This window comes from Actinomadura logoneensis (genome assembly GCF_003428695.1).
Classification (GTDB): Bacteria; Actinomycetota; Actinomycetes; order Streptosporangiales; family Streptosporangiaceae; genus Spirillospora; species Spirillospora logoneensis.
Genome location: NZ_QURH01000219.1, coordinates 1 through 13,594 on the forward strand (window position 1 = coordinate 1; position 13,594 = coordinate 13,594).

The 13,594-nt window shown below is 75.4% G+C and carries 15 protein-coding genes, 1 pseudogene and 1 riboswitch; of the genes and pseudogenes, 11 read left to right on the plus strand and 5 right to left on the minus strand.

Going from position 1 to position 13,594, the window contains the following annotated elements:
* From DZF91_RS39730 to DZF91_RS12405, 3 genes and pseudogenes are all read left to right on the plus strand, one after another.
* A pseudogene (locus DZF91_RS39730) lies at window positions 1-781 on the plus strand (hypothetical protein); the annotation flags it as partial.
* Window positions 778-1,110 carry a hypothetical protein gene (locus DZF91_RS12400; RefSeq protein ID WP_117357624.1) on the plus strand — a complete coding sequence of 111 codons (333 nt, stop codon included), beginning with the start codon at window positions 778-780 and terminating at the stop codon, window positions 1,108-1,110. The pseudogene DZF91_RS39730 and the gene DZF91_RS12400, both read left to right, overlap by 4 nt.
* Before the next feature lie 11 nt (window positions 1,111-1,121).
* Window positions 1,122-1,730 carry a GNAT family N-acetyltransferase gene (locus tag DZF91_RS12405; protein ID WP_235834235.1) on the plus strand — a complete coding sequence of 203 codons (609 nt, stop codon included), beginning with the start codon at window positions 1,122-1,124 and terminating at the stop codon, window positions 1,728-1,730.
* Here DZF91_RS12405 and metF read toward each other — a convergent pair.
* On the minus strand, window positions 1,667-2,602 hold the full coding sequence (metF, locus tag DZF91_RS12410) for a methylenetetrahydrofolate reductase [NAD(P)H] (RefSeq protein ID WP_117357625.1): 936 nt from the start codon (window positions 2,600-2,602) through the stop codon (window positions 1,667-1,669). The genes DZF91_RS12405 and metF overlap by 64 nt on opposite strands.
* A 43-nt stretch (window positions 2,603-2,645) precedes the next feature.
* Between metF and DZF91_RS12415 the strand changes: the two genes are divergently transcribed.
* The 3 genes from DZF91_RS12415 (at window position 2,646) to DZF91_RS12425 (ending at window position 5,686) form a co-directional block, all read left to right on the plus strand.
* Window positions 2,646-3,770: a polyprenyl synthetase family protein gene (locus DZF91_RS12415; RefSeq protein WP_117357626.1), complete on the plus strand. Its 1,125-nt coding sequence runs from the start codon at window positions 2,646-2,648 to the stop codon at window positions 3,768-3,770.
* A 132-nt stretch (window positions 3,771-3,902) separates the two neighbouring features.
* On the plus strand, window positions 3,903-4,472 hold the full coding sequence (locus tag DZF91_RS12420; protein WP_117357627.1) for a carboxymuconolactone decarboxylase family protein: 570 nt from the start codon (window positions 3,903-3,905) through the stop codon (window positions 4,470-4,472).
* A gap of 266 nt (window positions 4,473-4,738) precedes the next feature.
* Window positions 4,739-5,686: a serine/threonine-protein kinase gene (locus DZF91_RS12425; protein WP_117357628.1), complete on the plus strand. Its 948-nt coding sequence runs from the start codon at window positions 4,739-4,741 to the stop codon at window positions 5,684-5,686.
* A gap of 46 nt (window positions 5,687-5,732) precedes the next feature.
* On the opposite strand, the gene DZF91_RS41125 is transcribed toward DZF91_RS12425, so the two are convergent.
* The 4 genes from DZF91_RS41125 to DZF91_RS12440 form a co-directional block, all read right to left on the minus strand.
* Window positions 5,733-5,897: a hypothetical protein gene (locus DZF91_RS41125; protein WP_199486590.1), complete on the minus strand. Its 165-nt coding sequence runs from the start codon at window positions 5,895-5,897 to the stop codon at window positions 5,733-5,735.
* Between the two features lie 126 nt (window positions 5,898-6,023).
* Window positions 6,024-6,698, minus strand: a complete 675-nt coding sequence (thiE, locus tag DZF91_RS12430; RefSeq protein ID WP_235834236.1) for a thiamine phosphate synthase — start codon at window positions 6,696-6,698, stop codon at window positions 6,024-6,026.
* Window positions 6,699-7,183: 485 nt separating this feature from the next.
* Entirely contained in the window at window positions 7,184-7,567 is a 384-nt protein-coding gene (locus tag DZF91_RS12435) for an Rv2175c family DNA-binding protein (protein WP_117357629.1), read from the minus strand.
* A gap of 81 nt (window positions 7,568-7,648) precedes the next feature.
* A complete protein-coding gene (locus DZF91_RS12440) occupies window positions 7,649-8,851 on the minus strand; it encodes an NAD(P)/FAD-dependent oxidoreductase (RefSeq protein ID WP_117357630.1) in 1,203 nt (400 codons plus the stop codon).
* A 42-nt stretch (window positions 8,852-8,893) separates the two neighbouring features.
* A riboswitch (TPP riboswitch) is annotated at window positions 8,894-9,007 on the plus strand.
* Here DZF91_RS12440 and DZF91_RS12445 point away from each other — a divergent pair.
* From DZF91_RS12445 to DZF91_RS12465, 5 genes are all read left to right on the plus strand, one after another.
* A complete protein-coding gene (locus DZF91_RS12445) occupies window positions 8,998-10,263 on the plus strand; it encodes a glycine oxidase ThiO (protein ID WP_117357631.1) in 1,266 nt (421 codons plus the stop codon). Its footprint overlaps the riboswitch before it by 10 nt.
* On the plus strand, window positions 10,260-10,460 hold the full coding sequence (gene thiS, locus DZF91_RS12450) for a sulfur carrier protein ThiS (protein ID WP_117357632.1): 201 nt from the start codon (window positions 10,260-10,262) through the stop codon (window positions 10,458-10,460). The genes DZF91_RS12445 and thiS overlap by 4 nt, the downstream gene beginning before the upstream one ends.
* A gap of 14 nt (window positions 10,461-10,474) precedes the next feature.
* The gene (locus tag DZF91_RS12455; protein ID WP_199486591.1) at window positions 10,475-11,266 is read left to right on the plus strand and encodes a thiazole synthase; all 792 of its coding nucleotides are present in this window, start codon (window positions 10,475-10,477) and stop codon (window positions 11,264-11,266) included.
* Window positions 11,267-11,406: 140 nt separating this feature from the next.
* Entirely contained in the window at window positions 11,407-12,447 is a 1,041-nt protein-coding gene (locus DZF91_RS12460) for a DMT family transporter (protein WP_235834237.1), read from the plus strand.
* 139 nt (window positions 12,448-12,586) lie between these two features.
* Window positions 12,587-13,594 (plus strand): protein kinase domain-containing protein (locus DZF91_RS12465; protein WP_147341119.1); only part of this gene is annotated, 1,008 nt, incomplete at its 3' end.

A 13,594-nucleotide genomic window follows, 5' to 3' on the forward strand; every position in this document is an offset into this window, starting at 1 on the left:
CGGGACGCGGGGGCCGCGCAAGGTCGCCCCGCCCGCCTCGCACCCGCGCCCGCACCGGACGACGCCGAACGGCGCGGGCGACCTCGGCAAGTTCCGGACGCCGCACGAGGCCGCCAGGGCCGCCCGCAAGGACGCGGCCGGGATCGCCGACGCGGTGAAGCACCACCGGCCCGTCCCGGCGGAGACGTGGAAGGACCTGACCGAGCACGCGGGCGACCCCGACTACACGCGCGCCCTCTACGAACGGCTCGGCCCGACCGGGGCCGCCGCGCTGATCAAGGCCGCGCACGGGAACCCCGCGCACCTGAAGGTGATCGAGCGGTCCCTCGGCGTCGCGAGCCACCACCTGACCATGAACGCCAGGTGGCTGGACGCGCTGCTGGACGAGTCCGACCGCCTCGGCGACCACCGGACGGCCGTCCACGTCCTGACGACGGCCGACACCAGCGCCCGCACCCGCGACGCCCTCACCAGGCTCGGCCTCCAGCACCAGCACCAGCACCCGGCGCCGAGCCACGCGCCCGGCCACACGGCGCCTCCGGCGCACGCGCCCGCGCCGCCGCGCTACCCCATCCAGCCGCCCGCCACGCCCGCCCATGTGCCTGCGGAGACGGCTCACCCGGCGCCCGCGGCACCGAGCCACCCGTCCACCGGCCCCGGTCACCCGCCGACCGCGCCGAGCCACCCGCCGACCGCGTCGAGCCACCCGCCGACCGCGTCGGCCCCCACCACGCTGCTGCATGAGACGCTGCTGCATGAGACGAAGGGCGGCCTGTCATGAGCCCGCCTCCGCCGCCCGCGAGCCTCCCCGCGCCGCTGGAGGGCGCCGCGGCGGCGCAGCTGGCCCCGCACGAGAAGCCGAACCCCGAGTACCGGGAGCTCTACCGGGCCTACAGCGACGCCTACGGCAGCATCGACGCGCTCCGCAACGCGCTGGACGGCCCCGTCCGGACGCTGAACGGCACCGACGCGTGGATCGGCCCGGAGTCGCGGACGTGGGGCGGGCAGTTGGAGACCCAGCGCGCCGCGCTGCGCAAGGCCGCCGACCAGATCCTCTGGGACATCTACAACCGCCTCGCCTCGACGCAGCGGACCGTCGTGCGGGTCTAGGCTCTCTCGGCGTGAGGAACAGGGAGCCGAAGCTGCGACGACTCGACGAACAGGCGTTCCTGCGCCGGCTGGAGCCGATCCTCCAGGTGTACGCGGCGGCGATGCGCCCGCCCGAGGAGCAGCTGCCCGGGCGGTACTCGATCATGCAGCGGCACACCACCCACCCGCGGTTCCGCGCGTTCGTGGTGGAGCGGCCCCGGCCGCTGCCCGGGCTGCCCGGCGACGTCCGCGGGTTCGCCTACGGCTTCCACGGCGAGAGCGGGCAGTGGTGGCACGACGTGGTGCGGCGGGCGCTGACCGAGCGCCACGGCCCCGACCACGCCGCCTACTGGCTCGACGACGCGTTCGAGGTCGCCGAGCTGCACGTCCACCCCGACGCGCAGGGGCACGGGCACGGCCGGGCACTGCTGAACGCCCTGTGCGAGGGCCGGCGGGAGACGACGGTCGTGCTGTCCACGCTGGACCTGGACCGCGAGTCGCCCGCCCGCCGGCTCTACCGCTCGGTCGGCCTGCGGGACCTGCTGGTCGACTTCGAGTTCCCCGGCGGCGGGCCGCCCTACGCCGTGATGGGCGGGACGCTGCCCCTGGCCCCGTACCCGGCGGACTCCAGCAGCTCGTAGACCTCGCGGGTCGCGGTCGAGCGGTTGAAGGTGATGAAGTGGATGCCGGGCGCGCCCTGGTCGAGCAGCTCCCGGCACAGCTCGGCGGCGTGCTCGATGCCCAGGCGCCGGACCGCCTCCGGGTCGTCCCGGACGGCCTCGAACCGCGCCCGGACCTCCTCGGGGAACGGCGCGCCGGACAGCTGCTCGGACCGCTCGATCGTGCTGAGCCTGGTCACCGGCATGATCCCCGGGATGATCGGGACGTCGCAGCCCACCGCCGCGACCCGGTCGCGCAGCCGGAAGTAGTCGCTCGCGCGGAAGAACATCTGGGTGATCGCGTAGTCGGCCCCGGCGCGGCACTTCTCCACGAAGTACCGGGTGTCGCTCTCGATGTCGCGGGAGCGCGGGTGCTTGTACGGGAACGCGGCCACGCCGACGCAGAAGTCCCCGTAGGAGCGGATCATCCGGACGAGGTCGCTGGCGTACTCCAGCCCCTCGGGGTGCCTGACCCACTCCCCGGTCGGGTCGCCCGGCGGGTCGCCGCGCAGCGCGAGGATGTTGCGGACGCCCGCGGACGCGAACCGGCCGATCAGGTGCCGCAGCTCGGCCTGGGAGTGGTCGACGGCCGTGAAATGCGCCACGGGCGTCATGGTCGTCTCGGTGGCGATGCGCTCCACCACGTCCACCGTGTTGTCGCGGGTGCTGCCGCCCGCCCCGTAGGTGACCGACACGAAGGTCGGGTTGAGGGGCTCCAGCTCGCGGATGGTGCGCCACAGCGTCCGGGCGGCCTCGGCGGTCTTGGGGGGCATGAACTCGAACGAGAACGACGGGTCGCCGGAGGCGAGCAGCTCGCGGATCGTCGGAGCGCGGTCGGGGTTCGGGCGTCGCATCCCGCAATCCTATCGACCCGGTCCGAAAAGATACGATCACGCCATGTCCAGCAGTTCGTCCAGCAGTTCCTCCAGCAGTTCCTCCGGCGGTCCGTCCGCCGGCACCGCCGTCGGCACCGCCACCGGCCAGTTCCGCAAGGAGGTCGACGAGGCGCTGCACGCCTTCCTGGCCCGGCAGGGGCCGGGGCTGCTGGCGATCAGCGAGGACCTGCGGCCCATGATCAGCGCGCTGTCGGCGCTGCTGGCGGGCGGCAAGCGGCTGCGGCCCGCGTTCTGCTTCTGGGGCTGGCGGGCCGCGGGCGGCGCGGACGGCCCGGAGATCGCCGCGGCGGCGGCGTCCCTGGAACTGCTGCAGGCCAGCGCCCTGGTGCACGACGACGTGATGGACGCCAGCGACACCCGCCGGGGCCAGCCGTCGGTGCACCGGCGGTTCGAGGCGCTGCACGCCGAGCGCGGCTGGCGCGGCCCGGCGGACACCTTCGGCGAGGGCGCGGCGATCCTGCTCGGCGACCTGCTGCTGGCCTGGTCGGGCGAGATGTTCGAGACCAGCGGCCTGCCGGAGGACCGGCGCGCCCGCGGGCGCGGCGTCTACGACCTGATGCGCACCGAGGTCATGTGCGGCCAGTACCTCGACATGCTGGAGAGCACCCGCGCGGGCGGGACGGTCGCCTCGGCGCTGCGGGTGGTCGACTTCAAGTCCGCCAAGTACACGATCGAGCGGCCCCTGCACCTGGGCGCGGCGCTGGCCGGCGGCTCGGAGGAGCTGACGGCGGCGCTCAGCGGGTACGGGCGTCCGCTCGGGATGGCCTTCCAGCTCCGCGACGATGTGCTCGGCGTGTTCGGCGACCCGTCCCAGACGGGCAAGCCCGCCGGGGACGACCTGCGCGAGGGCAAGCGGACGGTCCTGGTGGCTCTGACCCTCGAGCGGGCCTCGGCCGAGCAAGCCGCCACCGTCGAGCGGCTGCTCGGCGACCCGGACCTGACCGAGCTGAGCGTGGCCGACCTGCGGGAGATCATCACTTCCACGGGCGGGCTGGCGGCCTGCGAGGAGATGATCGACGGGTTCGCGGCCGAGGCCCGGGACGCCCTGGCCGCCGCGCCGGTCACCGGCGAGGCGCGCGAGGCCCTGGCCGAGCTGGCGGTCGCCGCGACGGCCCGGACCTTCTGAGCCGTCCTCCCCGTCCTTCGCAGGTGTGGCCTTTGCAACCCGCCGAGGCCACTGTCAACGGCGTGACACGATGTGGCCAACGGGGCCCGGCGGGCTGGCACTCTCCCAGTGATCGGTGGCACAAAGGACGGCATGGCTTCCGACACCCCGCCCGCTGAACCGCCGTCCGCCGTTCCGTCCCCGGACACGGCCCGCATTCCGCCGCTGCCGCCCGAGGAGTGGGACGAGACGCTGCGCGCCGTGGTCGCCGCGACCGGCCCGCTCCACGTCTTCACGACGCTCGCCCGGCATCCGGGCCTGTTCCCGGCCTGGCTCGGGTTCGGCTCCAAGCTGCTGTTCGAGGGCACGCTGGACGGACGCGTCCGGGAGATCGCGATCCTGCGCGTCGCGCACCAGCGCTCGTGCGCCTACGAGTGGACCCACCACGTCCCGATCGCACGGGCCGCCGGACTGACCGAGGCGGAGATCGAAGCACTGAAGGGCGCCCCGGACGCGCATCCGTGGCCGTCCGCCGACCGTGCCGTGATCGACGCCGCGGACGAGCTGCACGCCTCGTCCACGGTCTCGGACGCCACCTGGGCCGCCCTGGCGGAGCGGTTCGACGAGGCCGGGCTGATCGAGCTGATCATGCTCATCGGCCAGTACCACATGCTCGCCTTCACCCTGAACGCCCTGCGCGTCCAGGCAGAGCCCGGCCACTGACCCGGAACACCCCGCCTGGCACCGGTCCGGGCGGGGCGCGGTGGTTCGTCCGAGATGCGGCGCTGACCGGGGCGTTCGCCCCGGGCGGCGGGGCCTGCCGGGCGTAAAAGATCAACCTTCCGGCCCCGCGGCGCCGCCGCACACGGTACAAAAGAGGGAAACTTCCACTCGTCCTCCCCGCCGAGCACCCTCGCCTCCCCCTGCGAGCCCCCTCGTCCCCCGCCGAGCCGGAGCCCCCGTTGCCGCCATCCTCCTCCCCCGGGAGCATGCTGGACCCCTCGTCCGGCGGTCCCGGCACGCCCCTGGGACCGGACGACCCGCGCCGCCTCGGCGGCCACCGGCTCGTCCGCCGCCTGGGCGAGGGCGGGCAGGGCGTGGTGTACCTGGGGGTCCCGGAGCGCCGGGGCGACCAGGGCCCGCGGGTCGCGGTGAAGCTGCTGCGCGGCGGCTCGGCCGCGACGCCCCGGGCCCGCGCCCGGTTCGTCAAGGAGGCGAACGCCGCCCTCGAGATCACCAACCGGCACGTGGCGCGCGTCCTGGACGCGGACGTGACCGGCGACCGCCCCTACATCGTCAGCGAGTTCGTGGACGGCCCGTCGCTGCAGGAGTGGGTGGAGGAGGACGGCCCGCTCCCGGCCGGGCGGCTGCGCCGGGTCGCGCTGCGGTCGGCCGCCGGGCTCGCGGCGATCCACCGCGCGGGCGTGGTGCACCGCGACTTCAAGCCGGGCAACGTGCTGCTCGGCCCGGACGGCCCGAAGGTGATCGACTTCGGCGTCGCGCGGATCTCCGACACGACCCCGGTCACCACCGGCGGCGCGGTCGGCACCCCGGCCTACATGGCACCCGAGCAGATCGAGGACGAGCCGGTCGGGCCGCCCGCCGACGTGTTCGCCTGGGCCGGCACCGTGGTCTTCGCGGCGACGGGGCGTCCGCCGTTCGGCGGCGGGCCGAGCGCGGCGGTCATGCGGCGCATCGTCACCCGCCCGCCGGACCTCGGCGACATGCGCGGCGAGCTGCGCGACCTGGTGGCCGCGTGCCTGGACAAGAACCCGGCGGCGCGGCCCACGGCCCGGCAGATCGTCCGGGCGCTGAGGGACGGCGAGGCCCCGGCCCCGCGTCCGCGCCCCAAGCAGATCCCCCGCTACCGATGGCGGATGATGCTGGCGCTGGCCGCCGTCGTCGCGGCGGGTTTCGCCCTCGGCATCCTGCTCTGAGCCGCGCTCCGGCCGCCTCGGAACGGCCCGCTGCGGACGGGACCCGTCACCAGTGCGGGGGGCGCTCCTCCAGGAAGCGCGCGTCATCGTCGCCGTCGCCGCGCCACTCGCCCCAACCGGTGTCGGTGTCGTCGCCGGTCTGGTCGGGCAGGACGGGCAGGTCGTCGTCCGTCAGGTCCACCACGCGGTCGTCGTCCGGTGAAACGCTCATGCCCCCATTGTCGGGCACGCGGAGGATCACTCGTGACCACCCGGCGTCCGCGAGATGACGGCGTGTCGTCCGCTCCGGGACATCGCGCCCCCGCTCCGCGCCGCGACCGCGCCGGACGGCGGCCGGTCAGGCGTCGCGGTGGAGGCGGCGGGAGAACTCGGCGGCGGCGGCGCCCGGGTCGTCCGCCTCGGTGAGGGCGCGGACGACCACGACGCGGTCCGCGCCCGTCGCCAGGACCTGGTCGAGGTTGCCGAGGTCGATGCCGCCGATCGCGAACCAGGGCCGCGCCGGACGGCCGCCGGCGGCGTACTCCAGCAGCGGCAGGCCGGGCGCGTGCCGGCCGGGCTTGGTGGGGGTGGGCCACACGGGGCCGCAGCAGAAGTAGTCCACGCCGGGCTCGGCGACCGCGCCCGCGGCCTGCTCCTCCGAGTGCGTGGAGCGGCCGATCAGGACGTCCTGGCCGACGATCGCCCGCGCCGCCGGGACGGGGAGGTCGTCCTGCCCGAGGTGCAGGACGTCCGCCTGCACGGCGTGCGCGACGTCGGCGCGGTCGTTGACCGCCAGGAGCGCGCCGTGCCGGTCGCAGGCGTCCCGGAACACCCGCAGGTGCTCGATCTCCTGCCGCGCCTCCAGGCCCTTCTGGCGCAGCTGGACGATGTCGACCCCGTTCGCGAGCACCGCGTCGAGGAACTCCGGAAGGTCGCCCTGCTTCTCCCGGGCGTCCGTGCAGAGGTAGAGGCGCGCGCGGCCGAGCCGGGCGCGCAGCCGGACGGCGCGGTCGGAGGGCAGGTGCCTGGACACGGTGGGCGGGTCCTTCCGGAACGGGAACGGGCCACGCGCGCGGCGGTCCGCGCACGTGACCCGCATCATTTCACGTGCTTTGCGTCGATCTCGTCCGGCCCGTCCGGTACCCGGCGCTGCCGCCCCACGGCGTTCGCGTTGCCCCACGGCGTTCGCGTTGCCGCACGGCGTTCGCGTTGCCGCACGGCGTTCGCGTTGCCGTGCGATGTTCGCGTTGCCGTGCGATGTTCGCGTTGCCGTGCGATGTTCGCGTTGCCGTGCGATGTTCGCGTTGCCGTGCGGCGTTCGCGTTGCCGTGCGGCGTTCGCGTTGCCGTGCGGTGTTCGCGTTGCCGTGCGGCGTCGGCGCCACCGCTCGGCGGGCGCGCGTCGCCGCTAGGGAGACGCCCCCGCGGGGGCGGTGCTGGCACGCAGGCGGGTGCCGCCCCGCCCGGGGGTGCCGGGCGGGGTCGCCGGATCAGGGCCGGACCCTGCTGGGACGGGCGGTCAGAAGGCGAGCGCCTGGGCGCGGCGCCGGACCTCGGTGCCGCGGTTCTCCGCGAGCGCCTGCACCGGCGTGCCGGGCAGCGTGTCGTCGGGCGTGAACAGCCAGCGCAGCGTCTCCACCTCGTCGAACCCCGCGTCGGCCAGCAGGGTCAGCGTGCCGGGCAGGCCCTTGATGACCTGGCCGTCGGCGATGAACGCGGCGGGCATCATCAGGTGGCCGCCGCGGCGGACGGCCAGCGCCTTGCGCTCGGCGAGGAGCTGCTTGATCCGGTTGAACTTCAGGCCGAGGCGCTCGGCCGCCTCCGGCAGATCGATCCAGTCGCCCACCAGGGCGTCGGTACCGGGGTCGAGAGCGCTCTCAATGGTTGCGTGCGTCTGCGTCACGCCCCCTTGCTACCACGTCCCCGGAGCGCTCAAACCCGTCCGCGACCTCCGGGGATACTTCCGCCGATCATTCCCCGGCCGTCAGGATCCGACGGCCTGGCGGACCGGAATGCCCGGATCGCCCAGCAGCACGGGGTCCACGGGCGTCCCGGCGGCGATGACGCGCTTGGCCTGGACGAGGTCGCGGGGCCGGTCCACGGTCAGGATCGCCTCGAGCCGGTCGCCGGTGATCCACGCCACGGCCCACGCGCCGTCGGCGGGGTCGCCCCGGCGGATCATCCGCTCGGCCCCGGCGTGGTGCCCCGCGTACTGGACGAACCGGCCGAACTGCTCGGACCAGAAGTACGGGACGGCGTCGTAGGGCTCCGCCCGGCCGAGCAGGGTCGCGGCGGCGGTCTCGGGCGCGTTGAGGGCGGTGTCCCAGTGCTCGACGAGCAGCCTGCGGCCGTACCGCCGCGACCACCAGGCGGCGCAGTCGCCGACCGCGACCACGTCGGGCCGGACGGCGCCGTCCGCCGACGCCCGCAGGGACGCGTCGGTGAGCACGCCCCGCTCGACGTCCAGGCCCGAGCCGTCCAGCCAGGCCACCTCGGGACGGACGCCGACGCCGGTGATCACCAGGTCGGCCGGGACGTGGCCGCCGTCCGCGAGGGCGAGGCCGTCCCGCTCGACCGAGGCGACCTTCACGCCCGTCCGCAGCTCCACGCCCGCCTCGGCGTACCAGGGGGCGGTGAGCGCGCCCAGCTCGGCGCCGAGGGCGCCCGCGAGGGGCGCGTCGGCGGCCTCCACGACGGTGACGGCGCAGCCGTTCCGCGCGGCCGTGGTGGCGACCTCCGCGCCGATCCAGCCCGCTCCGACGATCACGACGCGGGCGCCGGGGACGAGCCCCTCGCGGACCTCCAGCGCGTCGTCCAGGGTCCGGATGACGTGCTGGGGGCCGTCGCCGGGCATCCGGACCGGCGTCGCGCCGGTCGCGATCACCAGGCCGTCGAAGTCCAGGTCACCGGTGGTCGTGGCAAGCGTCCCGCCGCGCCCGGCGGCCAGCCGCAGGCCGGTCGCGCGCTCGCCCGCCAGGACCCGGACGTCCAGCGCGGCGAGGTCGGTGTCCAGGGCGGGGAAGTCGGTCTCGCCCTTCAGGACGGCCTTCGTCAGCGGTGGACGGTCGTACGGCCGGTGCCGCTCCGCCCCGACCATCGTCAGTCCGCCCTCGTACCCCTGCCGGCGGAGCGCCTCCGCCGCGCGCACGCCCGCCAGGCCGCCGCCCGCCACGATCACCCGGTCCATGCCCGCAGGCTAGCCGGTGTCCGAATCGTCGTAGGCTAGGACCCGGAAGAGCGCGGGAGCCCGGCCGGAACCGGGCTGAGAGGGCGGCTGACGGGCCGCCGACCGCCCGAACCTGATCCGGGTCATGCCGGCGAAGGGAGCCCCCCGTGAAGATCGTGGTCATCGGCGCCGGAGTCGTCGGCCTCGGCGCCGCCTGGCGCTGCGCCGCGCGCGGCGCGGACGTCACCCTGGTCGACCCCGAGCCCGCGAGCGGCGCGTCCGGCGTCGCGGCCGGGATGCTCGCGCCGGTCAGCGAGCTCGACTACGGCGAGGAGGCCCTGCTGCGGCTGGGCGTCGCCTCCCGGAACCGGTACCCGGAGTTCGTCGCCGAGCTGGAGGAGCTGACCGGCCTCGACACCGCGCACCGCGCCGACGGCCTGCTGGAGGTCGCGTTCGACGCCGACGACCTGCGGGTGCTGGAGGACGTGAAGCGGTTCCAGGAGTCGCTGGGCGTGCCCACCGAGGTGCTCGGACGGCGCGAGTGCCGCCGGCTGGAGCCGATGCTCGCGCCGACCGTCCGGGGCGGGCTGTACGCGCCGCAGGACGGCTCGATCGACCCCCGCCGGCTCACCCCGGCGCTGCTCGCGGCGGCCGAGAAGCTCGGCGCGCGGCTCGTCCGGCGGTGGGCCGCCGAGGTGGTCGTGCGCGGGGACGCGGCCGTGGGCGTGCGGCTGGACGGCGGGGAGGAGCTGCCCGCCGACCGGGTGCTGCTCGCGGCCGGGCCCTGGTCGGGCGACCTCGGCGGGATCCCGCCGGGCGTCGTGCCGCCCGTCCGGCCGGTGAAGGGGCAGGTGCTGCGGCTGCGCCTCGGCGGGATCCCGCCGGGCGTCGTGCCGCCCGTCCGGCCGGTGAAGGGGCAGGTGCTGCGGCTGCGCTCGCGGATGCCGCTGCTGGGCCGGACGGTGCGGGGCGTGGTGCGCGGCTCGTCGATCTACCTGGTGCCGCGCGCGGACGGCGAGCTGGTCGTCGGCGCGACGCAGGAGGAGCTGGGCTTCGACACCCGGGTGACCGCGGGCGGCCTGTGGGAGCTGCTGCGGGACGCCCGCGAGCTGGTGCCCGGCGTCACCGAGCTGGACTTCGCCGAGGCCGCCGCGGGGCTGCGTCCCGGCTCGCCGGACAACGCGCCGGTGCTCGGGCCGTCCGCGCTGCCGGGCCTGGTCCTCGGCGTCGGGCACTACCGCAACGGGATCCTGCTCGCCCCGGTCAGCGCCGACGCGCTCTGCGCGGCGCTGCTGGACGGCGAGCTGCCCGAGGTCGCCCGCCCCTTCTCCCCCGACCGCTTCTCCCCCGGCTCCGCTCCCCGTTTCTCACCGGGGTCCTCCCCCGGGCTCTCGTCCGAGTCGTCCTCCGAAGGGTTCCGAACAGGCGCATGAAGGTCTTTGTGAACGGCGAGCCGCGCGACCTCCCCGAGGCCGCGAGCGTCGCCGACGCGGTCGCCGCGGTCACCGACGCCCCGAGCGGGGTGGCCGCGGCGCTGAACGACGAGGTGGTGTCGCGGTCCGCGTGGGCCGCGACGAGGCTGACCGAGGCGGACCGGCTGGAAGTGCTGACCGCCGTGCAGGGAGGATGAAGGTGGCGGCTGACATGCCGGCCGGGGCGGACGGGCGCGACCCCCTGGTCATCGCGGGCGAGGAGTTCGGCTCCCGGCTGATCATGGGCACCGGCGGGGCGCCCAGCATGAGCGTGCTCGGCGAGGCGCTCGCCGCGTCGGGGACGGAGCTGACCACGGTCGCGATGCGCCGGGTGGACCCGGCCGCGCGCGGCTCGGTGCTGGACGTGCTGCGCGAGCACGGCATCCGGGTGCTGCCGAACACCGCGGGCTGCTTCACCGCGGGCGAGGCCGTGCTGACCGCGAAGCTGGCCCGCGAGGCGCTCGGCACGAACTGGGTGAAGCTGGAGGTCATCGCCGACGAGCGGACCCTGCTGCCGGACCCGATCGAGCTGGTGGACGCGGCCGAGCAGCTCGTGGACGCGGGCTTCGTCGTGCTGCCCTACACCAGCGACGACCCGGTGCTGGCGCGCCGCCTCGAGCAGGTCGGCTGCGCGGCGGTGATGCCGCTGGGCTCGCCGATCGGGTCGGGGCTCGGCATCCGCAACCCGCACAACATCGAGCTGATCGTGGAGGCGGCGTCCGTCCCGGTGGTCCTGGACGCCGGGCTCGGCACCGCCTCGGACGCGGCGCTGGCGATGGAGCTGGGCTGCGACGCGGTGCTGCTGGCGACCGCCGTGACGCGCGCGCAGCACCCGGCGCGGATGGCCGCCGCGATGCGGCACGCGGTGGAGGCGGGGCGCCTGGCACGATTGGCCGGCCGCATCCCGATGCGCCGGTACGCTCAGGCGTCGTCGCCGTTCGAAGGAATGGTTAAGCGTTCCTAATCAGTTCTTCGTAGCAACGGTCACTAGACCTGAATGATCGTCCGCCTGCACACTGATGTCCGGAAATCACGACATCCTCCCGTTCGGGGACGGCCACACTTCGACCGCCGTCGAGATGTCCGGACACCAGGATGGGGCGCATGACGACAACGCAGGTGGACCGGCGCGCGATCCTCGCCGCCGCGGTGACGGTGATCGCCTGGGCCTCGGCCTTCGTGGCGATCCGCAGCGCGGGCACCGACTACCCGCCGGGCGCGCTCGCGCTCGGCCGGCTGGCCTGCGGGTCGGTCGTGCTGCTGGCGATCCTCGCCGTCCGCCGCGAGGGCCTGCCGCCGCGCGCCGCCTGGCCCGGCATCCTGGTCTCCGGCGTGCTCTGGTTCGGCCTCTACATGGTCGTCCTGAACTGGGGCGAGCGGAAGGTGGACGCGGGCACGGCGGCGATGCTGGTCAACATCGGCCCGATCCTCATCGCGCTGCTCGGCGGCTGGCTGCTGCGCGAGGGCTTCCCCCCGCGGCTGTTCGCCGGGCTCGCGATCGCGTTCGGCGGGGCCGTGGTCGTGGGGCTCGCGACGTCCGGCGGGGGCGGGTCCTCGCTGCTCGGCGCTGCGCTGTGCGTGCTGGCGGCCGTCGCCTACGGCTGCGGCGTGGTCGCGCAGAAGCCCGCGCTGCGGCACGCGTCCGCGCTCCAGGTCACCACCTTCGGCTGCGTGGCCGGGACCGTGTTCTGCCTCCCGTTCTCCGGCCAGCTCGTCTCGCACGTGCCGCACGCCTCGGCCGCCGCGACGCTGAACATGGTCTACCTGGGCGTCGTCCCGACCGCGCTCGCCTTCACTACCTGGGCCTACGCGCTCGCCCGCACCTCCGCCGGACGGCTCGGCGCGACCACCTACATCTCCCCCGCCCTGGTCGTCGTGATGTCCTGGCTCTTCCTGGGCGAGGTGCCGGTGGTGGGCGCGCTCGCGGGCGGCCTGCTCTGCCTGGTGGGCGTCGCGGTGGCGCGCAGCAAGCCCCGCGCGGCCGCGTCCGCGCCCGTCCCGGCCCCGGAGCCCACCGCCACGGCCTCACCGGACACGGCCTCACCGGACACGGCCTCACCGGACACGGCCTCACCGGACGCGGCCTCACCGGACGCGGAGTCGGCCCCGGAGGCCGAGCCGGTCGTCCCCGTCCGGCGCCCCTGACGGCCGGCCCCGCCCGCCCCGCCCGCCGAAGGGCGCGGCGAGCGGACGGACGGCCGCGCGGGAGATCAGCCGCGGGTCCGACGGCCGCTCATCCTCCCGGCTGATGAGAACGGCACGAACCGCCCTTTAGACTCGGCGCGTGGACACCACGGTTGCAGATCCCCTCGTCGGGCGCGTGCTCGACGGGCGCTACCGCATCGAGTCCCGGATCGCCCGCGGCGGCATGGCGACGGTCTACCTGGCCCGCGACGTCCGGCTCGACCGGGTCGTCGCGATCAAGGTCATGCACGCGGGCCTCGCGTCCGACGACGAGTTCGTCGCGCGGTTCATCGGCGAGGCCAAGGCCGCGGCGGCGCTCTCGCACCCCAACGTGGTCGCGGTGTACGACCAGCGCACCGACGGCGAGCACGTCTTCCTCGTGATGGAGTACGTCCCCGGCCGGACGCTGCGCGACCTGCTCGCCGAGCGCGGCCGGATCGGCCCGCGCGAGGCGCTGACCCTGATGCAGCCGGTGCTGGCCGCGCTCGGCGCGGCGCACCGCGCCGGGATGGTGCACCGCGACGTCAAGCCCGAGAACGTGCTGATCAGCGAGGACGGCCAGGCCAAGGTCGCCGACTTCGGGCTGGCCCGGGCCGAGTCGGCGAGCAAGATGACCAAGACCGGCCTGATCATCGGCACGGTCGGCTACCTCGCGCCCGAGCAGGTCGTGACCGGCAACGCCGACGTCCGCTCGGACGTGTACGCGGCCGGGATCCTGCTCTACGAGCTGCTGACCGGCGAGCTGCCGCACCGCGCCGACTCGGCGCTCGCGGTCGCCTACAAGCACGTCAACGAGGTCGTCCCGCCGCCGTCGCTGGCCGTCCAGGGGCTGCCGCCCCAGGTGGACGCCCTGGTGACGCGCGCCACCTCGCACTCCCCGGACGAGCGCTTCCCGGACGCCAACGCCTTCCTGGCCGCCGTCGCCGAGGTCGTCAACGGCCTCGCCCCCGACATCGACCGGCGCATCGCCGACGCCCAGCCGCACCCGACGGCCGTCCTGGAGCAGCCGGGGCCGCCGAGCGACGGCCGCACCGCCGTCTTCGACCCGTCCGCCACGGCCCCCGCGTCCGTGCCGGGCGGTCCGGAGGGCGCACCGCCGCGCCGCACC